The sequence below is a fragment of the Pseudoalteromonas sp. P1-25 genome, assembly GCF_001401805.1.
Classification (GTDB): Bacteria; Pseudomonadota; Gammaproteobacteria; order Enterobacterales; family Alteromonadaceae; genus Pseudoalteromonas.
The window spans coordinates 1-22,059 of sequence record NZ_LKDW01000009.1 but is presented as its reverse complement, the minus strand read 5'-3'; the positions used below and the strand labels follow the sequence as shown (position 1 = coordinate 22,059).

At 42.3% G+C, this 22,059-nt stretch carries 18 protein-coding genes; 15 read left to right on the top strand and 3 right to left on the bottom strand.

What is annotated here, in order from left to right:
- Position 1 precedes the first annotated feature (1 nt).
- Genes rng through tldD form a run of 4 tightly spaced genes read left to right on the top strand, consistent with a single transcriptional unit; the run spans position 2 to position 7,591 of the window.
- On the top strand, positions 2-1,474 hold the full coding sequence (gene rng, locus AN393_RS07720) for a ribonuclease G (RefSeq protein WP_055014627.1): 1,473 nt from the start codon (positions 2-4) through the stop codon (positions 1,472-1,474).
- Positions 1,474-5,331, top strand: a complete 3,858-nt coding sequence (locus AN393_RS07715) for a YhdP family protein (RefSeq protein ID WP_055017761.1) — start codon at positions 1,474-1,476, stop codon at positions 5,329-5,331. Before rng ends, AN393_RS07715 begins: the two co-directional genes overlap by 1 nt.
- Positions 5,328-6,155, top strand: coding sequence for a carbon-nitrogen hydrolase family protein (locus AN393_RS07710; RefSeq protein ID WP_055017760.1), 828 nt, complete (start codon positions 5,328-5,330; stop codon positions 6,153-6,155). Before AN393_RS07715 ends, AN393_RS07710 begins: the two co-directional genes overlap by 4 nt.
- A complete protein-coding gene (tldD, locus tag AN393_RS07705) occupies positions 6,152-7,591 on the top strand; it encodes a metalloprotease TldD (RefSeq protein ID WP_055014630.1) in 1,440 nt (479 codons plus the stop codon). Before AN393_RS07710 ends, tldD begins: the two co-directional genes overlap by 4 nt.
- 50 nt (positions 7,592-7,641) lie before the next feature.
- Here the strand turns inward: tldD and AN393_RS07700 are convergent, their stop codons facing one another.
- From AN393_RS07700 to gorA, 3 genes are all read right to left on the bottom strand, one after another.
- Positions 7,642-8,478: a mechanosensitive ion channel family protein gene (locus AN393_RS07700; RefSeq protein ID WP_055017759.1), complete on the bottom strand. Its 837-nt coding sequence runs from the start codon at positions 8,476-8,478 to the stop codon at positions 7,642-7,644.
- A 257-nt stretch (positions 8,479-8,735) separates the two neighbouring features.
- Positions 8,736-9,365, bottom strand: coding sequence for a hypothetical protein (locus tag AN393_RS07695; protein WP_055017799.1), 630 nt, complete (start codon positions 9,363-9,365; stop codon positions 8,736-8,738).
- 267 nt (positions 9,366-9,632) lie between these two features.
- Entirely contained in the window at positions 9,633-10,994 is a 1,362-nt protein-coding gene (gene gorA / locus AN393_RS07690; RefSeq protein WP_055017758.1) for a glutathione-disulfide reductase, read from the bottom strand.
- A 225-nt stretch (positions 10,995-11,219) separates the two neighbouring features.
- On the opposite strand from gorA, the gene prlC reads away from it, so the two are divergent.
- From prlC to fdx, 11 genes are all read left to right on the top strand, one after another.
- The gene (prlC, locus tag AN393_RS07685; protein ID WP_055017757.1) at positions 11,220-13,271 is read left to right on the top strand and encodes an oligopeptidase A; all 2,052 of its coding nucleotides are present in this window, start codon (positions 11,220-11,222) and stop codon (positions 13,269-13,271) included.
- Positions 13,272-13,402: 131 nt separating this feature from the next.
- A complete protein-coding gene (locus tag AN393_RS07680) occupies positions 13,403-14,584 on the top strand; it encodes a PleD family two-component system response regulator (RefSeq protein ID WP_055014634.1) in 1,182 nt (393 codons plus the stop codon).
- 50 nt (positions 14,585-14,634) lie between these two features.
- Entirely contained in the window at positions 14,635-15,390 is a 756-nt protein-coding gene (locus tag AN393_RS07675; protein ID WP_055014635.1) for a class I SAM-dependent methyltransferase, read from the top strand.
- A 100-nt stretch (positions 15,391-15,490) separates the two neighbouring features.
- Positions 15,491-16,219, top strand: a complete 729-nt coding sequence (trmJ, locus tag AN393_RS07670) for a tRNA (cytosine(32)/uridine(32)-2'-O)-methyltransferase TrmJ (RefSeq protein WP_055016630.1) — start codon at positions 15,491-15,493, stop codon at positions 16,217-16,219.
- 219 nt (positions 16,220-16,438) lie between these two features.
- Positions 16,439-16,930 carry a Fe-S cluster assembly transcriptional regulator IscR gene (gene iscR / locus AN393_RS07665; RefSeq protein ID WP_055016629.1) on the top strand — a complete coding sequence of 164 codons (492 nt, stop codon included), beginning with the start codon at positions 16,439-16,441 and terminating at the stop codon, positions 16,928-16,930.
- Positions 16,931-16,954: 24 nt separating this feature from the next.
- Complete coding sequence (locus AN393_RS07660) at positions 16,955-18,172, top strand: IscS subfamily cysteine desulfurase (protein WP_055016628.1); 1,218 nt, start codon at positions 16,955-16,957, stop codon at positions 18,170-18,172.
- Positions 18,173-18,214: 42 nt separating this feature from the next.
- Positions 18,215-18,598 (top strand): Fe-S cluster assembly scaffold IscU, encoded by a 384-nt coding sequence (gene iscU / locus AN393_RS07655; RefSeq protein ID WP_055016627.1) that lies wholly within the window; start codon positions 18,215-18,217, stop codon positions 18,596-18,598.
- A gap of 9 nt (positions 18,599-18,607) precedes the next feature.
- Positions 18,608-18,931 carry an iron-sulfur cluster assembly protein IscA gene (gene iscA / locus AN393_RS07650; protein WP_004585773.1) on the top strand — a complete coding sequence of 108 codons (324 nt, stop codon included), beginning with the start codon at positions 18,608-18,610 and terminating at the stop codon, positions 18,929-18,931.
- Between the two features lie 81 nt (positions 18,932-19,012).
- The gene (hscB, locus tag AN393_RS07645) at positions 19,013-19,540 is read left to right on the top strand and encodes a co-chaperone HscB (RefSeq protein ID WP_055016626.1); all 528 of its coding nucleotides are present in this window, start codon (positions 19,013-19,015) and stop codon (positions 19,538-19,540) included.
- A gap of 41 nt (positions 19,541-19,581) precedes the next feature.
- Complete coding sequence (hscA, locus tag AN393_RS07640; RefSeq protein WP_055017756.1) at positions 19,582-21,444, top strand: Fe-S protein assembly chaperone HscA; 1,863 nt, start codon at positions 19,582-19,584, stop codon at positions 21,442-21,444.
- A gap of 10 nt (positions 21,445-21,454) precedes the next feature.
- Positions 21,455-21,793, top strand: coding sequence for an ISC system 2Fe-2S type ferredoxin (gene fdx / locus AN393_RS07635; protein ID WP_055017755.1), 339 nt, complete (start codon positions 21,455-21,457; stop codon positions 21,791-21,793).
- The last annotated feature ends 266 nt before the right edge of the window (positions 21,794-22,059 follow it).

Below are 22,059 nucleotides of genomic sequence, written 5' to 3'. Positions count from 1 at the left end.
CATGAGTACAGAATTACTAATAAATGTCACGCCAAGTGAAAGCCGTGTTGCCCTAATCGAAAACGGTGTATTACAAGAAATTCAACTAGAGCGCATAGGTAACCTAGGAATTGTTGGCAACATATACTTAGGAAAAATAAGCCGCGTATTGCCAGGCATGCAAGCAGCTTTTGTTGATATAGGCCTAGAAAAAGCTGCTTTTTTGCATGCATCAGACATAGTTAATAGCGCCTCTATCGTTGAGGGTGTAGATGACGAGCCAATTAAAAAGGTTCAAGACATACGTGAGCTAGTACGCCAAGGCCAATACATTATGGTGCAAGTGGTTAAAGATCCACTAGGTACAAAAGGGGCCAGGCTTACCACCGATATCACTATTCCTTCTCGCTATTTAGTGTTTATGCCAGATGCAACGCATGTAGGTGTAAGCCAACGCATCGAAACAGAAGAAGAACGTGCGCGGCTTAAAAAAATAGTGGCAGAATACGGCGACGACAACGGTAGCTTTATTGTCCGTACTGCAGCTGAAGGGGCCAGTGAAGCGGAGCTAAGACACGATGCTGAATTTTTACAAAAACTGTGGCAAAAAATTGTATCCCGTCGTCAAAAAACTAATAAAGCCAGTATATTACATGAAGACTTAACGCTTGCATTTAGAACTCTTCGTGACTACGTAGGTGAGGATATGGAGCGCATAAGAGTTGACTCTAAGCTAACCTACCAAGAACTAAAATTGTTTACTGAAGAATTTGTACCTTTGCTTTCGCAGGCACTTGAGTACTACCCTGGTGAGCGTCCTATTTTTGATTTATTTGACGTTGAAACCGAAATTCAAAAAGCATTGCACCGCAAGGTTACGCTCAAGTCGGGGGGGTATTTGATTATCGACCAAACCGAAGCGATGACCACAGTTGATGTAAATACCGGCGCATTTGTAGGGCATCGTAATTTAGAAGAAACTATTTTTAACACCAATGTAGAGGCCACATCAGCCATTGCTAGGCAGCTACGACTGCGTAACTTAGGTGGTATTATTATTATCGATTTTATCGATATGATCAGCGAAGATCACAAACGCAGAGTATTACATTCACTAGAATCGGCGTTATCAAAAGACCGTGCAAAAGCCAACATAAATGGCTTAAGCGCATTAGGACTAGTAGAAATGACCCGAAAGCGCACTCGCGAAAGCCTTGAGCATATTCTGTGTGATGTATGTCCTGCTTGCTCTGGGCGTGGCTCACAAAAAACAGTTGAAACCGTATGCTATGAAATACTGCGCGAAATAGTGCGTGTTAACCGTGCCTATGATGCCGATAAATTTATGGTGTATGCAGCGCCTGCAGTAAGTGAAGCCTTACTCAACGATGAGTACCATAACCTAGCCGAACTTGAACTATTCATTGGTAAACAGGTCAATATCCAAACAGAGAGCCTATACAGCCAAGAGCAGTTTGATGTGGTAATGATGTAATGAAAACAAAAGCGGTCTGTTTTTTTTGTTTTAGAAAGTTATGGCAAACCTGCGCCATAATTTTAGTATTACTGGCCGTAATTGTTTCTATTTTAAAGTACACCTTACCTTATGCAAACGACTACAAAGGCGACATAGAAACCTACCTGCACGATAAATTTGCCATTAGTCTTTCTATAGGCGCAATCTCTGCCAGCTGGCATGGCGCAGGCCCAGCCTTGGTATTAGAAGATCTGTCCTTTAAGGATAACGAAACAGCGCCCATATCGCTTACTATTGCCAAAACAAGCCTAGAACTTAACTTATGGGAGAGCATTAAAGCCTTTCAGGTAAAGTCTAATTATTTTGTTATTAATGGCTTTCATACCAGTGTAAATATTCAAAATTTATTTAATAACACCAACAACGATGACGTCTCGTTTGAGCAAAAAGAGTTAATTGAAGAGTTGTTTTTAGGAGATACAGGGCATTTCGCTATTGAAAATTCGAGTATTAATTTTATTTTAGAAGATGGTAGAGAGCGTAAATTATTACTCGAAAACATAGTATGGCAAAACCAAGATGAACAACACTTAGGCAGCGGCAGCCTGGCTTTGCCAGGTATTAGTGTGGGTAGCTTTGACGCACGTATCGCGCTTAGTGGCAAAACTATAGAGCAGATTGCAGGTGATATTTACGTACAAGCAAATAGCGTAGATGTATCTAACTGGTTAGCGCAATATATTAATACTGAAAAACAACAGCTTTACACCGACATAAACTTAAAGTCTTGGCTTAAGCTCGAAAATGGGTTTATCAGCGATGTAAAAATGCAGTGGTTACCGAGTTTTGTGCACTGGCAAAATAACCAGCAAGCCAAGCAAGTGAGCTTAAGCGAAGGGGGATTTCATTTATTTCCTGAGGCAAATGCTTGGCACTTAAAAAGCACGGGTCTGACATTTAGTAATAACGACACAACCTGGCCCAGTCTAGAATTTGAGGCAAACTTAGGTAAGCAAAATAAGTTGTGGCTGCAGCAGGTTGATCTTTCTTTACTGAGTAACTTGGCGTCGTTAACTAATTTTGAAGCATTACAGCCACTTTTAAACCGCAAACCAAGTGGCTTCATCGACCAAGCCTACCTAGAACTTAATCCTGATGAGCAATGGCAGTTATGGTTTTCAGCTAATAAAATTGGCTGGCAAGAAGTCTCTGGTATTCCCGCAGCGCAGGCACTTAGAGTCTCGGGGCTTATAAATCAGCAGCGTGGGCGAGTGCAGCTATTTGGCGAAAACGGCACTTTAATAACCGGCGATAGTTTCAGTAAAAACATTGATTACAACCAAATTAATATCGATCTGGATTTAGCAAAAACAGATAATTACTGGTCTGTAAGCAGTAATAATATTTGGTTTGATAATAACGAAGTTACTTTAGCTGCGGAGCTTAATCTAAGCCTTAGCGACGATCCGCGTTTAGATCTTTATGCAGAAGCCTATGCAGAGGATGCAACAGTAGCCGGTCACTACTTTCCTTTAAAGGCTATGAGCTCTCAACTTGTAAGCTACTTAAACGGCGCAATAAAAGGGGGCGAAGTAGCTAAAGCGCAAGTATTATTTGCAGGCCCGTTATCTGGCTTTCCTTTTACTGATGGCAGCGGCCAGTTTGATGTACTTGCGCAAATAGACGATGCAACCTACGCGTTTGACCCTGAGTGGCCAGCGGTGAGTAATGCTAATGTGCAACTGCATTTTGCTAACGAGCGAATGGATATTTACAGCCAGCAAGGCCAGTTAGTTAATTTAGAAGTAGGCGATAGCGTGCACGTTAGTATTGCCGATTTAATGCATGCTGATGAGCTTATTGTACAAATAGATAAACGCGCGCAAATGGAAAAACTGCATAACTTTTTTGCCGCCACGCCGATTGCAAACCCTCTGGCTAATATTTTTGAGGTGGTACAGGGTAAAGGTCAAGCTGATGCAAGCGTAACACTTTTAATTGGCTCTAAATTTAAAGGTGGAGCGAGTGTAAGCGGTAAAGTTAAACTAAAGGATTTGCCTGTTTATATTGCAGCCCCAGGTATTGCGCTTGAAAAACTAAACGGCGAGCTTAGTTTTGAAAACGATACAATTAGCATGCAAAACGCCAGTGCTTCATGGTTGGGTATGCCGCTTAGCATTAACTATAATAGTTCAAGCGAAGCTCAGCAGTACACCGCTAATATTGATATAACGGCGCTGTTAAATGCAGATACGCTAACAACCCAGGCGCAAGGCGTGCTGAAAGGGTACCTGAGTGGGCAAAGTGAAGTTGATATAGGCCTTTCCCTTAACTTTACCGAGCAAGGCTTTAATTATCGCGCTCAGGTTAGCTCAGAGCTACGCGGCTTGACGAGCACATTACCTGCGCCTTATGGCAAAACAAGTGAGCAGGTTTGGCCGTTAACGGGCGTTGTGCAAGGCGATGATATTTCAAATCTTATTACGGCTAATGCTAATCAGCAGCTCTATTTTAATGCGATTTTAGAAAACGGTCAGCCGCAATTTAGTAATATGCATATTGTACTTGGCGAGCAAGATTTAGGGCTAAATCAAAAAGATTTAAGCGTTAATATCAATCTTGAACAAACGCAACTCGAAGCATGGTTTGAATTAATAGACCAAATAATTAAAGCTGCTCAAACGGAGCCTGGCCAGCAGTCTAAGGGTATTATGCCGCCATTAAATGAAGTGGTTGCGCATATTGACAAAGTTAATGCTAGCGACATTATTTTTAACGATTTTGAAATGCGCTTAGCACCCCAGCAAAACGACTTATATTTAAAGCTTAATGCCAAAGAGCTGCGTGCTGGCGTGTTTATTCCCAGCTCTCAACCAAGCCAGCCGATACGTATAAATAGCGATTACTTAAGACTTAACTTTGCACCTAAAGCAGAAGACAATCTTGAGATCACCGATGTACTGCCAGAGCAAAACCTAGCGTGGCTTAACACAGTCCCTGCTATTGAATTTGAATGTGCAGATTGTAAAGTGGCCAATTACCAGCTTGATAAAGTGAGCGCTTCGTTGGTCGGGGAAGGCGACAAGCTTACTATTTCTGAGCTTGTGGTTGATAAGGGCGATCATATTTTACGTACCAAAGGGCAATGGCAAGGTGGCTTTACGCAATTTAATGGTGAGCTTAAAAGTGACGATATAGGCGCGCTATTTGATGAATTTGATATCACCACCGCCATAAAAGATTCTAAAGCCGATATTAACTATAATCTTGCTTGGCAAGGTGCCCCGTATGACTTTGATATACCAAGTTTAGGCGGTGAAGTTAAATGGGATTTAGGCGAAGGTCACATTGCTGAAATAAGCGATGGGGGCGCGCGCGTATTTTCGTTACTTAGCCTTGACTCGCTAGTGCGTAAATTAAAACTCGATTTTAGAGACGTATTCTCAAAAGGCTTTTTTTATAACAGCTTACAAGGCTCTATGCAGCTAGATAAAGGCATAGCCTACACTAAAAATACCAAAATGGATGGCGTGCCTGCCGATTTAACGATTAACGGCTATGCTAATTTAAACACCCTTGAAATAGATTACGATTTAGCAGTGGCACCGCAAGTAACATCCAGCATTCCAGTTATTGTGGCTTGGATGGTTAATCCTGTTACGGGGCTTGCTGCACTCGCGCTAGATAAAGTGATTCACTCAGCAAGGGTGATATCTGAAATTAACTTTAAAGTAACCGGTAAAATGAACGATCCAGTAGTGCAAGAGCTTGATCGTAAAAGTAAAGAAGTGACCTTACCGCAAGCTGCACAAAATCAGCCCCAAGCAGCCAGTACGCTCAAGCTTAAAGATGCCGCGGTAACAGCAACACAATGAGTACACTAAACGCCAATATTGTTGCTTTGCAAATGTGCTCAGGCACTAACCCTGATGAAAACTTAGCAACCCTCGCTGATGCCTTAAATAAACTACCCGCAACGAGACCAATGCTTGTGTGTTTACCCGAGGCGTTTTTAGTATTTAGTAAAAGTGGCTATGATACGCTAGCGGTTGCTAAACGCATTACACACTACAAGCAGCAACTTAGTGCATTGTGTAAAAAGCATAATATTTGGTTAAATGCGGGCACTATCCCCGAGCCACATAAAAATGATAAATACTTTGCGGCTTCGCACTTATTTAATAGCCAAGGTGAATGCGTAGCCACGTATAATAAAATGCATTTATTTGATGTTGATGTGGCCGATAAAACCGCTAGCTACCGAGAGTCAGACTTTACCCAGGCAGGCGACGATGTGGTAGTGGTTGCTACACCGTTTGGTAAAATTGGCTTAACAGTGTGTTATGATTTGCGCTTTAGTGGATTATTTAGCGCAGTTGTACGCCAAGGGGCAGAAATAATTTTAGTGCCCAGTGCATTTACAGTCCCTACCGGGCAAGCACATTGGCAACCCTTATTAAGGGCACGTGCAATAGAAACGCAATGTTACGTTATTGCAGCGGCGCAGTATGGAACGCATCAAAATGGCCGCCAAACATACGGCCACAGTATTATTATTTCACCGTGGGGCGAGCAAATAGCAACGCTTAAAAGTGGGGTAGGGTTTATAAGCGGTTACGCCGACCTAAACCAATTAAATAAAATTAGAAGAGATATGCCCGTGCAATCTCATCAACGATTTAGAGAGCATTTATTATGAATTCGGTTGAACAGCATTTATTACACGACAGCCAGCTAAATCGAGAAGAACTCGAAAAAACGCTCGGGTATATTCATCAGCACAAAGTGGATTACGCCGATTTATACTTTCAATCAAGCCATCATGAGTCATGGGTGCTTGAAGATGGCTTAGTAAAAGAAGGCTCTTACAATGTAGAGCGTGGCGTAGGTGTACGTGCCGTTAGTGGTGAAAAAACAGGTTTTTCTTACTCTGATGCCATTAACCTTGAAGCGTTAAACAAAGCCGCAACGGCGGCTCGTAGCATTGCCGATGCAGGCGAAGATAAAACCATTAAAGTATTTAGTGATGTGAAAGCAAAAGAGCAATTTGCCCCGCATCAGCCAATATCAAGCATGAGTGACAGCGATAAAGTCAGTTTATTGCGTGAGCTTGAAAACTACATTCGCGAACTCGCCCCTGATGCGCAGCAAGTAATTAGTTCAATGTCGGCGGTATATGAAGAGGTATTAATTGCTGCCAGCGATGGCACGTTTGCTACTGATATACGCCCGCTTATTCGTTTAAACTGCTCCGTTTTGCTTGAAAAAAACGGTCGCCGTGAACGTGGTGGCGCAGGGGGCGGTGCACGTTTAGATTATGGTTACTTTAAAGAGCTAGTTGAAGGCAAGCCACGTTGGATGGGCTTTGCAGAAGAAGCCGTACGCCAGGCTAAAGTAAACCTAGAGGCAATTGATGCACCGGCTGGCACAATGGAAGTTGTACTTGGTAATGGTTGGCCAGGTGTGTTGCTACACGAAGCGGTAGGGCATGGTCTTGAAGGCGACTTTAACCGTAAAGGCGCGTCGGCATTTAGCGGTAAAGTGGGGCAAAAAGTAGCGTCTGAGCTGTGTACTGTAGTTGATGATGGCACCATGGCCGATCGCCGTGGTTCACTTAACGTTGATGATGAAGGCACACCTGCAGCTTATAACGTACTTATCGAAAACGGTATATTAAAAGGCTACATGCAAGATAAGCTCAATGCGCGTTTAATGGGCGTAAACCCAACCGGTAATGCACGTCGTGAGTCGTATGCGCATTTACCTATGCCACGTATGACTAACACCTACATGCTAGGGGGCGAGCATAGCCAAGCCGATATTATCAGCTCAGTTAAAAAAGGGGTATTTGCACCAAACTTTGGCGGCGGCCAAGTAGATATTACGTCAGGTAAGTTTGTATTTAGCGCATCAGAGGCGTATTTAATTGAAAACGGTAAAATTACCCAGCCAATTAAAGGCGCAACGCTAATTGGTAATGGCCCAGAGGTTATGCAGCATATTTCTATGGTAGGCAACGATTTAGCCCTTGATAAAGGCGTAGGTGTCTGTGGTAAAGATGGCCAAAGCGTTCCTGTAGGGGTAGGTCAACCAAGCCTTAAAATAGACCAACTTACAGTAGGTGGCACCGCATAAAACAATAAAGCGCGAAGCAATTCGCGCTTTATAGGTTAGCAATGCGAGGTTTACGTCTCGCTTTGATCTTCTTTATTTTTCTTCGCTTCTTCGTACCACAAATCCATAAAGCTCTCAGTTAACTTATGCTCAATCTCAAGGGCCTTATTAGTTGGGCAAAATAGCGTAAAGTTTGCTTTAAACTCCCCAAGCTCTGTAGTGCTAAAATGTATTACAGGTTCAGGTCCTGAAATTTTAGCATCTAACTTACGCTCTATCATTGAGTTGTAACGGCTTGCTACTTCTTCAAACTCTTCACAGTATTGCTTCGCTTTTTCGGTGAGTGGTGCGTGAATAGGGTAAGGGTTAAAACTTTCTCTTCTTACTATTGCAAAGTGATGGGTGGCAAAACGTTTTACAAAGTTTAAATTTATTATAGAGCTGGTAATAAGCTTGTTGTTGGGGATGTATATAGTTTTACGTGAAAATTGATAAGTGTGAATATCAATTTCATGTAAGGTGGTTTTTATCCAATCAGTCTCGGCCACTTCGCCAAAGTAATCACCTACTTGTATCCAGTCACCCACTCTAAATGGGCGCGTCGTAACAAGGTAAAAAAAGCCGATAACGCACTGTATAAACTCGCGAGTTGCAAGCACTATAGCCACCGCAAACGCAGCAATAGACAGCGCAAAATTTTGTATTTCGGTCGACCATACAAATAGCAGCGACAACACCATAACAAAATTAATAAAGTGCTTAATATTATGAGTGATGTAACGAATATCTTTTTCTTTTTTTTCAGCGCGGTTTCTTGCCAGTTTATCAACCAGTACTTTAAGTACGAAGGCAATGGCAAGCACGAATAGCGACACTAAAAAAGGGTGCATGAGTATGTCTTTAATCATAACGTCCAAATAGGAGAAGGGATATGCACGCTAAGTATATTGAGTAATCAATCCAATTAGCAAATTTAACCTACATAAAATAACGTATACCAATTGTGTTAGGTTATGAGTCATTTATAGCAGCAGGCAAATAGCGTGATAACAGGCATAAATTTTAATATGTAGTTACTCTACTTAAGATACTTATAATGCCGTTAGCGCTTTATTTAGCACGCCTAAATGACTAAATATTTAACTTAGTTGCTAATACTTAGCAGCTAGGCTGTTTGCTGTGTAATAGAGACCTGCGCGTGTTTAGCGTGTTTTAGGCAAAACAATACAAGCTCAATAGCAGCGATAAAAATAAGTGTATATCCTAGGGTTTCTATGCCTTCCTCAATAATGTTTTTAACCACCCGAACGTAGTGTTCTCCCATCACTGAGTGCCAAAACTCGCCCTTACCCATCATTCTCGAAAATGCGAGTAAGGTCACTAAGCCAGATAGGCAAATACCATAGCTCGGTGTTTGCGCATAAGCTTTTAAGGAGCGGTAGATAAAGCCTCGCTGGGTTTTTAAATAGAATATTACGCCCCCTAACAGCGTGTACACGATAGTTTGCCACGCGCCATCAAACACATACATATCTAGGTAAGTATCAAATTCTCTGACAAACATAGCAGCTGATAATGCAGCCAGTAACAAAGCGGCTATTTTAAGCTCAGAGTGAATGCGTGAGGCGTAGAAGAAAAGCAGGCAACTCAACAAGGTTAAAATATCTTGCATGTGTTCGGTTAGGGTTTCTTCACTGTAAAGTGCGTTTTGCTGTAAATCAAAGCCTTCAAGTTGAATTAAAAAAGCCACACCTGCTAAGCATAGTAAGTAAATAAACGATCGCAATAAGAACATATAAAAACCTAATTTGAGAACAATGCGCGGCAGTTTAATTGCAAAAATGGACAAAAGCCAAAGCATTCTCGAAACTTTTACGTTATTTATCTGTCTAAATTTTTTACTGTTAAATTAATGGGTTGGATGTTTGTTTTGTGTATTTATGATGTGTTATTTGTAACGCTATGAGTTGATTAATTGATCAATATACGTATAAGCATGCAAGTATAAAAAAGCCCTTACGCAAACAGAGTAAGGGCATTTAATGTTATAGGCCGGATATGCCTAGCGCATTGTTACAAACTCTTCAGAGCCTGTCGGATGCAGCGCAACCACGGCATCAAAATCAGCTTTAGTTGCGCCCATTTTCATTGCTACTGCAAAGCCTTGAATCATCTCATCAACAGCAAAGCCAATGCCGTGTAAGCCAACAACTTTTTCTTCAGGGCCTACACATACCAGCTTCATTGCACACGGTTGGCGATGTTGCGTAACAGCTGTGTACATAGCGGCAAAGCCCGACTTGTACACTTTCACGTTTTCTTCGCCGTGGCGAGCAATGGCTTCTTGCTCGGTTTCACCAATAGTGCCAATAGGTGGATGGCTAAATACCACGGTAGGTACAAGGCTGTAATCCATTTTTAAATCATCAGGGAGATCTTTATTAAATAAGCGCTCTGATAGGGTACGGCCGGCTTTAACAGCGACAGGTGTAAGTTCAATACCGTGTTCAATAATATCGCCTACAGCATAAATACCAGGTACATTGGTGTTTTGATATTCATCTACTTTTACATAACCAGAGCTATTTAGCTCAACCCCTGCTGCTGCAATGTTAATAACATCAGTGCTTGGCTCACGGCCAATAGCCCAAATTACTTGGTCAACGTTTTGGCTGTAACCATTTTCAAAATGTATGGTTAAGCTACCATCACTTTCTTTAACCACTTCTTTAGGCGAGCACTCAGTATGTAGTGTCGGGCCTTCTTTTTTCATGATCTCTACAAGGGTATCAACCAGTAGCGTATCAAAATTACGAAGTGGCGCATGTTTACGTACAAATAAATGGGTTTCAGTGCCCAGACCATGCAATACACCGGCAAGCTCTACAGCAATGTAGCCTGCGCCAATAACTGCAACTCGTTTAGGTTGCTCTGTTAATTCAAAAAAGCCATTTGAGTCTATGCCGTATTCTGCACCGGGTATATTAGGTGTGTGAGGACGGCCACCTACTGCAATCAAAATATGATCAGCCGTGTAATGCTCGCCGTTTACTTCTACGGTTTTGCTATCAACAAATTTAGCAAACCCGTTAATTACGGTTACGCCATTGTTAGCTAAACCGTTGTCGTACCCTTTATGAATGCGACCAATGTAGGCTTCGCGGCTTTCAACGAGTTTGCCCCAGTTAAAGTCTTTTACTTCTACGTTAAAACCGTAATCAGGTGCATATAAATTAATTGCTTCAGCAACTTGTGCGCCATGCCACATTACTTTTTTAGGCACACAACCTACATTAACACAGGTGCCGCCCATATGTTTTGCTTCGATAAGTGCTACTTTAGCGCCACGCATTGCCGCACGGTTAGCAGAGGCAATACCACCACTACCACCACCAATCGCAATGTAATCAAAATGCTGAGCCATGTTTTATCCTCAAAAAAATATTTAACTATAATGTGCCGATGATAGCATATGCTAAGTGCAAGTCACCCAGCGCGGCGCGCTAAAAAGCTGATAAATACAACAAACGAAATTGTTTATTATGCGGATCAGTTTCATTCTAAGCTATATTAGACCCATTAATGGAGGCTTGTATTTCATCGTTTTGCCCCAACTTCAAATTCATAGTCATTTAAATTGAGAAAATTCATGAGCGAAGCACAAACAAATCCACTCATTGGCCTAGAAGGCTTACCCCCGTTTTCAAAAATAAAGCCAGCGTACGTAGTACCGGCACTAAAGCACGGTATAGAGCAATGTCGTAAAGCTATAGATGAGGTGCTAGCGAAAGGCTCGTTTACATGGAACGATTTAGTATTACCCCTTGAAGAAGCGGACGATAAACTCTCGCGTATGTTCTCACCGGTATCGCACCTAAATTCAGTCATGAATAACGATGAATTACGTGAAGCCTACGAGCAATGTTTACCACTTATATCTGAGTACTCAACGTTTGTAGGGCAGCATCAAGGTCTGTACGATGCGTATAACACACTTTATAACAGCGATGAATTTAAAACACTGAGCACTGCACAGCAAAAAACCATTACCAACGCCCTACGTGATTTTAAACTCTCAGGCATTGCCCTATCAGCAGATGACAAAAAGCGTTACGGCGAAATTAGCACGCGTTTATCTGAACTGGCCTCTAAATTTGGTAATAATGTAATGGATGCTACGCTTGCATGGCATAAGCATATTACCGATGAAAGCCAATTGGCAGGCTTGCCAGAGTCGGCCTTGGCGCTTGCCAGCGAAACAGCTAAAAGCAAAGGTTTAGATGGCTGGGTATTTACGCTTGATTTTCCGTCTTACTTACCGGTAATGACCTATGCAGATGATCGTGAACTACGAAAAGAAACCTACACGGCGTTTTGTACGCGCGCTTCGGATCAAGGCCCTAATGCAGGTGAGTTTGATAACTCAGACATTATGAAAGAAGAGCTTGCGCTGCGCCATGAACTAGCGCAGCTGTTAGGGTTTAATAACTATGCTGAAAAATCATTAGCAACTAAAATGGCAGAATCGCCTGCGCAAGTTTTCTCTTTTTTAGAAGATTTAGCAGCTAAGTCTAAACCTCAAGCAGAGCAAGAAGTAGCAGAGTTAAAAGCCTATGCTGAGAAAAGGCATGGTATAGCTGAACTAGAAGCATGGGATTTTGGTTACTACAGCGAAAAGCTTAAGCAAGAAAAATACGCCATTTCAGATGAAGTATTACGCCCTTACTTCCCTGCGGACAAAGTGCTGAGTGGTTTATTTGAAACCGTTAATCGCCTTTTTGGTATTCAGGTAAAAGAAGTCAGCGATTTTGACACTTACCATAGCGATGTGCGCTTTTTTGAAATTTTTGATAGCAGCAATACATTGCGCGGTCGTTTTTACCTTGATTTATATGCACGCGAACGCAAACGCGGCGGCGCTTGGATGGACGACTGCATGGGCCGCAAAGTGCGAGCCAGTGGTGAGCTACAAACGCCAGTGGCGTATTTAGTGTGTAACTTTAACAAAGCAGTCGGTGATAAACCGGCGCTATTTACACATGATGAAGTAACCACATTATTCCACGAATTTGGCCACGGTATTCATCACATGCTTACCCAAGTTGATGCCGCGCCTGTTGCGGGTATCAACGGCGTTGCATGGGATGCCGTTGAGCTACCAAGCCAATTTTTAGAAAACTGGTGTTACGACGAACAAGCACTGAGCTTTATTTCAGGCCACTTTGAAACCGGTGAGCCATTACCAAAAGAATTACTTGATAAACTACTGGCTGCTAAAAACTATAATTCGGGTATGCAAATGCTGCGTCAAATTGAGTTTTCATTGTTCGATTTTAAAATTCACCACGACTACCAAGCAAATCAGGCGTGCCAAATTCAAGCGATTTTAAACGACGTTCGCAGCCGTACATCGGTTGTTAATCCGCCTGAATTCAACCGTTTTCAACATGGCTTTAGTCATATTTTTGCAGGCGGCTACAGTGCTGGTTATTACTCGTACAAGTGGGCTGAAGTACTCTCTGCAGATGCATTTTCTAAATTTGAAGAAGACGGTATTTTTAATGCCGAGACAGGCAAAGCCTTCTTAGAAAATATTTTAGAAAAAGGCGGCAGTGAAGAGCCTATGGCGTTATTTAAAAAGTTCCGCGGGCGCGAGCCAAACGTTGATGCGTTACTGCGTCACAGTGGTATAGCTGCATAAACAATTAGTTAACCTTATAAAGCGCCTATATGGCGCTTTTTTTATATTTTTTAATATATTGGACAATTGTTTTTAGTAATTTTAAGCACCCGTACTATGCTTTGTATATACATAGCAAAATGGACTAGGGCATGGCCAAGTTGGTACTGACAATTGATGACGATTTGTATGTTCATCGAATTATTGAAGAGGCTTTAGCAGGCTTTTGTAAGCTTATTCACGCTAAAGATGGTGAACAAGGATTTAAGCTAGCCAAAAAGCACACGCCCGACATCGTTTTACTCGATATAGAAATGCCCGGTAAATCAGGCTATGAAATTTGCCAAGCATTAAAAGCAGATGAGTCAACACACGATATACCTATTATGTTTTTGTCCTCTAAGGTGGAGCTTAACGATAGAGTAAAAGGCTACAGTGTAGGCGCGTCTGACTACATCATCAAACCCTTTAATACAGAAGAACTTATGGCGCGTATTAAAGTGCTTTATGAGTACCGACAGCAATGCGTAAAACTTAAACATGATGTCGCTAAAGCACAAAACACAGCGGCAATGGCCTTAGCTGAATCGGGAGACATGGGCCGTATAGTAAGGTTTGTAGGGCAAAGCTATCACTGTCATAACTTTCAGTCATTAAGCGAGCACTTACTTGCTTTTTTTACCCCGTTTAATTTAGATGTGGTCATTGTATTTTGGTATCAAGGGGGAAGCTATTTTTATAGTTTAGAAAGTGGTGTATGCCCACTCGAGCAAGAGCTTTTAGAGCAGCATCGCAATGCTAATCGATTTGTTGATATTGGTAGTAGCACCATTATTAACTACCCCAAAATATCTTTATTAATTAAAAATATGCCGGCTGATAATCGTGCTTTATACGGCCGCTATAAAGACTTATTCCCGCACATACTCGAGGTGACAAACGAAAAGGTCGTTGCTATGGAAAGAAACGAAAATAGCTTTGAGCAAGCCACTCAAATTAGCACTGCTTTGCAAGATATCGTAAAGCAACTTACCAGCCAAAATGTTGTACAAAATGACTACACCAGGCAGTTTATAGAGCAGCTGCATGAACTAAACTGCGCTATTAAACAAACACAAGCACAGGCAAACCCTGCAGATTTAACCTTATACATGTCTCAATTAGACGAAACGATGCAGCTGTTAGTAACCGCAAATAGTGATCTAGCGTTTATAAAATACCAGCTTAAACAAGTGACCGAGAGCCGCAACGAATTATTGTGTAACCTGCGTAGTAAAGTAGAAGAGGCCAGCTCACATAGTCTTGCGCATCAAAGCGATATAGAGCTATTTTAGTGCGTTAACGCTTGTTATACTGCAGCCGAAATTTTTCGTCGGAGAGTGTAGTGGTTATTCAGTGTGCTTTTAAAGAGTGTCGCCCGTATTTAAATGAGCTAGAAACGCGCTTTAACTTAACCCAATGGGCGCAAAGTTGTAGCGGTTTTAGCCTATATTTTGACGAAACAGGCCTAAACCTACTAAAAACTGATGAACCTAAGCTCGGCGCTATAAACGTAGACTTTGTAACGGGGGCTGTGGCGCACAGGCGAAAATTTGGTGGCGGAAAAGGGCAATCTATAGCTAAAGCGGTGGGCCTAAATAAAGGCGCAACGCCTGTTGTACTTGATGCCACCGCAGGCCTTGGACGAGATGGCTTTGTGCTGGCCTCTCTTGGTTGCAAAGTAATACTGCACGAGCGTCACCCTGTGGTAGCTGCTTTATTGTTTGATGGCTTAAAACGTGCCTACGACGACGCTGAAATTGGCCCTTGGATGCAGCAAAATATGAGCTTAGTGTTTGGCTCAAGCCATACATTGTTAGAGCAATGCGAGAGCATGCCCGATGTAGTGTATTTAGATCCTATGTTTCCACACCGTGAAAAATCAGCGCTAGTTAAAAAAGAAATGCGCGTATTTCAAGAGCTTGTTGGCGCAGACACCGACGCAGATGATCTACTTGATTTTGCCTATCCACTTGCTAGTAAGCGTGTTGTTGTAAAGCGCCCCGATTACGCCCCATTTTTAAATGACAAAACACCCAGCATGCAAATTAAAACAAAAAAGAACCGTTTTGATGTGTATGTAAAAGCGGCCATGGTTTAACGGCATTTAGCGTGTTGATCGGGCTTTAAGGATCTAGGATCTTATTGCTGTTTTATGTTAGAATTCGCACAATTTTTTGGCATAGAAAAGTAGCACAGCAATGATCTTAGATGATATTCGCATCGTTTTAGTTAACACCTCACACTCTGGCAACATTGGTTCGGCGGCCCGCGCCATGAAAACCATGGGCTTATCAAAGCTTTATTTAGTAGACCCTGCTTGTGAAGTAGATAGCCATGCAAGCGCGCTTGCAGCCGGTGCTACCGATGTATTAGGCAATGCGGTTATTGTTGATACCGTGGCTGATGCCATTGCCGATTGTGCATTAACAATTGGCACAAGCGCACGCTCGCGCACGTTGTCTTGGCCTATGGTCGAGCCGCGTGAGTGCGGTGAAAAGCTAGTTGCTGAGGCGGCGAATGGCCCAGTAGCACTTGTATTTGGTCGTGAAAATAGCGGATTGACCAACGAAGAGCTACAACTGTGTAACTACCATGTATGCATTCCTGCAAATCCTGAATATAGCTCGCTTAATTTAGCTATGGCCGTGCAAACACTAAGTTACGAAACGCGTATGGCGTTTTTAAATCAGCAGCCAAAGGCAGAGCAAGCAGACGATGAGACTGCTTATCCTAGTTCAAAACAAACAGAGTTATTTTACGAGCATTTAGAACAGACGCTTGATAACACTGGTTTTATTATTAAGCAGCACCCAGGTTTAGTGATGACTAAGCTACGTCGTTTGTTTAACCGAGCTCGCCCAGAAGAGGCTGAGCTAAACATACTGCGCGGTATTCTTACCTCAATTAATAAATCTATTCCTAAGTAAGGTATAGCATTTGGTTATAAAAACCTGCGGGTAAATAATGAGCTAATACTTGACTAAAACACTCAGGTAATTACAATACACCTAATACTTGACCAAAAAGGTCAAGTATTAAAAATTTGTTAATAGAACAAGGTTCTTAATCAAATTTTTATCAAGTGATAATACTTGACTATTTTACTCTGGTAATTAAAATTTGCACTCTTTTGTGCGGGGGGCGTTATGAAGTTAACATCAAAAGGCAGATATGCCGTAACAGCTATGCTGGATGTTGCACTACATGCGAGTGTAGGCCCTGTAGCCCTTGCTGATATTTCACAAAGACAAGAAATTTCTTTGTCTTACCTTGAGCAATTATTTGCCCGTTTACGTAAGAATGGCCTAGTGAGCTCGGTTCGTGGTCCTGGCGGGGGGTATTTGCTAGGTCGAGAAGCCACGGTTATCTCTGTTGGCGACGTTATTAGCGCTGTAGACGAATCGGTAGATGCAACACGCTGCCAAGGTGCCGATACCGGGTGTCAAAGTGGTATGCGGTGTTTAACTCACAGCTTATGGTCTGATTTAAGCGCACGCATCGAAGAGTTTTTAAATAATATTACCTTAGCTGAATTGGTGGAAAAGTCAGATGTAAAAGAAATTGCATCTCGCCAAGATAACAGCATCAATAATGCAATTAAGCAGTTGGAAAACATTCAAGTAAGCTGTCAACTATAAAGTTGACCTGCAGCGGAGAGAGAAATGAAGTTACCGATTTATTTAGATTACGCAGCGACCACGCCTGTTGATGAGCGTGTTGCAAAAGAAATGATGCAATGCCTGACAATGGACGGTAATTTTGGTAATCCTGCGTCACGTTCGCACCGTTTTGGTTGGCAAGCTGAAGAAGTAGTTGACCAAGCGCGTACTGACATTGCCGATTTAATTAATGCCGACCCACGTGAAATTGTTTTCACCTCGGGCGCTACAGAATCAAATAACCTTGCAATTAAAGGTGCAGCGCAGTTTTACAAAAAGAAAGGTAAGCACGTTATTACCGCTAAAACTGAGCACAAAGCAGTAATCGACACGTGTCGTGAGCTCGAGCGTCAAGGCTTTGAAGTAACCTACATGGACGTTGAAGAGAACGGCCTACTAGATCTTAAAAAGCTTGAAGAAACAATGCGTGAAGACACTGTACTTGTAAGCATCATGCACGTAAATAACGAGCTAGGTGTAATTCAAGACATTAACACCATTGGTGAAATGTGTCGTGAACGTAAGATAATGTTCCACGTAGACGCAGCACAAAGCGCAGGTAAAGTATTAATCGATGTGCAGCAACTTAAAGTTGACTTTATGTCGTTCTCTGCTCACAAAGTATACGGTCCTAAAGGTATTGGTGCACTTTATGTGCGTCGTAAACCACGTGCTCGCTTAGAAGCGCAAATGCACGGTGGCGGTCACGAACGTGGTATGCGTTCAGGTACACTTGCAACGCATCAGCTAGTAGGTATGGGTGCAGCATTTAGAATTGCTAAGCAAGATTTTGAAAAAGATCACGCACATATCAGCGCATTACGTAAGCGCCTAATTGATGGCATTATGGCTGATATGGACGAAGTATACTTTAACGGCGCACAAGACCAATCTGTTCCAGGTATTGTGAATATCAGCTTTAACTTTGTTGAAGGTGAGTCGCTACTTATGGCAGTAAAAGATATAGCGGTATCGTCTGGTTCTGCGTGTACATCAGCAAGTTTAGAGCCTTCATATGTATTGCGCGCACTTGGTCGCAACGACGAACTAGCACACAGTTCAATTCGCTTCAGTATTGGTCGTTTCACTACCGAAGAAGAAATTGATTACACCGTTGAATTAATTAAAAACTCTATCGGTCGCCTACGCGAGATGTCTCCTTTGTGGGAAATGCATCAAGAAGGTATTGATTTAGATTCAGTTGAATGGGCTCACCACTAATACGTGTGAGCATCTACCGTAGCAGGTAATGAGGATAGAATTATGGCTTATAGTGATAAAGTAATCGACCACGTAGAAAACCCACGTAACGTGGGCGTTCTTGACAAAAACGATCCGTCAGTGGCAACGGGTATGGTTGGCGCACCAGCATGTGGTGACGTAATGAAATTGCAAATTAAAGTATCGTCTGAAGGCGTTATTGAAGATGCTAAATTTAAAACATACGGTTGTGGTAGTGCAATTGCTTCATCGTCACTGGTAACAGAGTGGGTGAAAGGTAAAACACTAGACGAAGCAGCAACCATTAAAAACACTGATATCAGTGCAGAGCTTGAATTACCACCAGTGAAAATTCACTGTTCAATTTTAGCTGAAGATGCAATTCAAGCAGCAATTGCTGATTACAAAAGCAAACAAGCGAAGTAAGAGATACTCATGGCAGTGACATTGACAGATGCGGCAGCAAACCGCGTACAATCATTTTTAGCAAACCGCGGTAAGGGTTTAGGCCTGCGCGTTGGCATTAAAACGACGGGCTGTTCAGGTCTTGCTTATGTACTTGAGTTTGTTGATGAGCTAAACGAAGACGATGAAACCTTTAAAGCTAAAGGCGTTACATTAATTGTGGATGCTAAAAGCTTGGTTTATATCGATGGCACAGAGCTTGACTACACCAAAGAAGGTTTAAATGAAGGGTTTAAATTTAATAACCCTAACCAAGCCGATGAGTGTGGTTGTGGCGAAAGTTTTACCGTTTAAGCTCAACTACCTTTGTAGTATTTATAAGCCCTGCCAGTAATTGTAGGGCTTTATTATTTGTGAATTATATTGGTTGAAGTTATGCGTTATTTTGAGTTATTTGCGATACCTGTTGATTATAATATCGACATGGCCACAATAAATAAGCACTACCTTGAGCTGCAACGCGCAGTGCACCCTGATCGTCAGGCTAATGCGAGTAGTCGCGATAAGTTGATGGCTGTACAAAGCACGGCTGAAATTAACGATGCCCTACAAACACTTAAGCACCCAGTTAAACGGGCCGAATATATGCTAAGTGAGTTAGGTGTTGATATTCGTGCAGAGCAGCAAACACTGCAAGATCCAATGTTTTTAATGCAGCAAATGGAGCTGCGTGAAGAGCTTGAAGAGCTTGCATCGGCGAGTGACCCTGATACCGCAATTGCTAATTTTGAATCACAAATAAAACAATTAAAAGCCCAGTACAGTAATGAACTTGCCGAGCAACTTGCAAGTAACGATGAGGCGCAATATCAACAAGCTGCTGATAATATTCGCAAATTAAAGTTTGTATATAAACTGAAAGACGAGCTTGAGCGCATTGAAGACAGTTTATTTGACGATTAATTACTTGCTGTAAAGCGAGCAACACGAGTTAAAAGAGCATTATGGCATTATTGCAAATTGCTGAGCCGGGGCAGAGCGCGGCACCACATGAACATAAATTAGCTATAGGAATTGACCTAGGCACCACAAATTCATTGGTAGCAACGGTACAAAGTGGCGAAGCCCGTACATTAACAGATGAGCTTGGTGCTGCCATGCTGCCATCGGTTGTACGCTATCAAGCCGGTGGTATAACAGTCGGTACTGAAGCTGCACAAGCAGCAACACAAGACCCAGCAAACACCCTAATTTCAGTTAAACGTTTTTTAGGTAAAACCCAAGCTGAAATTGAACAAAGTTATGGCCAGCTACCTTATCAATTTTGTGAAGACAACGGTTCACTAGCTATTCAAACAGAAGCTGGAAAAATAAGCCCTGTAACAGCTTCTAGCCATATTTTATCAGCATTAAAAGCACGTGCAGAGCAAAGTTTTGGTAACCAAGACATTTTAGGTGCTGTCATAACCGTACCGGCTTACTTTGATGATGCACAACGTCAAAGCACTAAAGATGCAGCCGAGCTTGCGGGCATTAACGTATTGCGCTTATTAAACGAGCCAACCGCTGCGGCAGTTGCCTATGGTTTAGATTCAGGCCAAGAAGGCATTATCGCTGTTTATGATTTAGGTGGAGGCACCTTTGATATTTCAATACTTCGTTTGCACCAAGGTGTGTTTGAAGTAATGGCTACCGGCGGTGACTCAAGCTTAGGCGGTGATGATTTCGATGCGTTATTGGTGGACTACTTTAAGCAGCAAACCGGTATTTCTACATTATCGCCTTCTGTGCTGCGCTTATTTATAAATAAAGCAAAAGCCTGTAAAGAAGCACTGAGCCAGTACGCAAAAGTGAATGTAGTACTTGAATTTGACGAGCAAAAACACACCGTAGAAGTTACACGCGAGACTTTTGACGAGTTGGCTATGCCGCTTGTTAAAAAAACGCTTCGCTCGTGTCGCCGTGCGGTAAAAGATGCTGGCATTGAAAACGAAGAAGTGCTGCAGGTTGTAATGGTAGGTGGCTCAACACGTATGCCACTGGTTCGCAGCCAAGTGGAAAGCTTTTTTGAAAAAGAACCGCTTACATCTATCGACCCTGATCGCGTTGTGGCATTAGGTGCCGCATTACAAGCTGATGTATTAGTGGGCAACAAGCCTGATTCTGACATGCTATTACTTGATGTATTGCCACTGTCGCTTGGACTTGAAACGATGGGTGGGTTAGTTGAAAAAATAATTCCGCGTAATACCACTATTCCTGTGGCTCGAGCACAAGAATTTACTACGTTTAAAGATGGCCAAACAGCTATGTCTTTACACGTACTTCAAGGTGAACGCGAACTGGTTGACGATTGCCGCTCGCTCGCTAAATTTAGTTTAAAAGGCATACCGGCTATGGCTGCAGGTGCTGCACATATTCGTGTTACCTTTAAAGTGGATGCCGATGGCTTGCTGAGTGTATCAGCAATGGAAAAATCAACAGGTGTGCAAGCTGAAATACAAGTTAAACCTTCGTTTGGCTTATCTGATGACCAAGTGGCTAACATGCTAAAAGAGTCAATGAGCAATGCTAAAGACGATATGCAAGCACGCATGCTTAAAGAGCAGCAAGTTGAAGCTCTTCGTGTTATAGAAGCGCTAGAAGCATCACTTGCGACGGATGGTGATTTGCTTGATGATATTCAGCTTGCTAATTTAAGAGCTGAAATAAGCGAGCTTGCTAAGGTGCGCGAAACAGCGACACAACCAAGTGATATTAAAGCCGCAATTGAAAAAGTAGATAACGCTAGCAGCGATTTTGCCTCGCGCAGAATGGATGCATCAATTAAAAAAGCCCTTACAGGGCAGTCAGTAGACAACGTTTAAAGAGGTTAGAATGCCACAAATTATTTTTCTTCCCCATCCGGAATTATGTCCTGACGGTGCAGCACTAGAAGCGCCACAGGGCGAAACAGTCCTTGATGTGGCCCTTAAAAATGGCATTAGTATTCCCCATGCATGTGAAAAATCGTGTGCATGTACCACGTGCCACTTAGTAATTCGCGAAGGCTTTGACTCACTAGATGAAAGCGACGAGCTAGAAGACGACATGTTAGATAAAGCATGGGGCTTAGAGCCAGAATCACGCTTAGGATGCCAAGCAGTTATTAGAGATGAAGACTTAGTGGTTGAAATACCTAAGTACAATCTCAATATCGTTAATGAAGAGCATTAATTCTAAACGGCTTTGATTTCGTAAAAACCGCTGTAGTTGCTTGGTCTCTACAGCGGTTTTTTGTTTTAGCGCTTTCAGCTTTCAGCCGTCAGTTTTTAGCTGATCAAGATGAAGGTTCAGTTATTTGTGTTAATAAACTGAAGTAGCTTTACATTCATTTCTCGATTTTTTTAAGCTTTTGATAGCTGATAGCTGATAGCTGATAGCTGATAGCTGATAGCTGATAGCTGATAGCTGATAGCTGATAGCTGATAGCTGATAGCTGA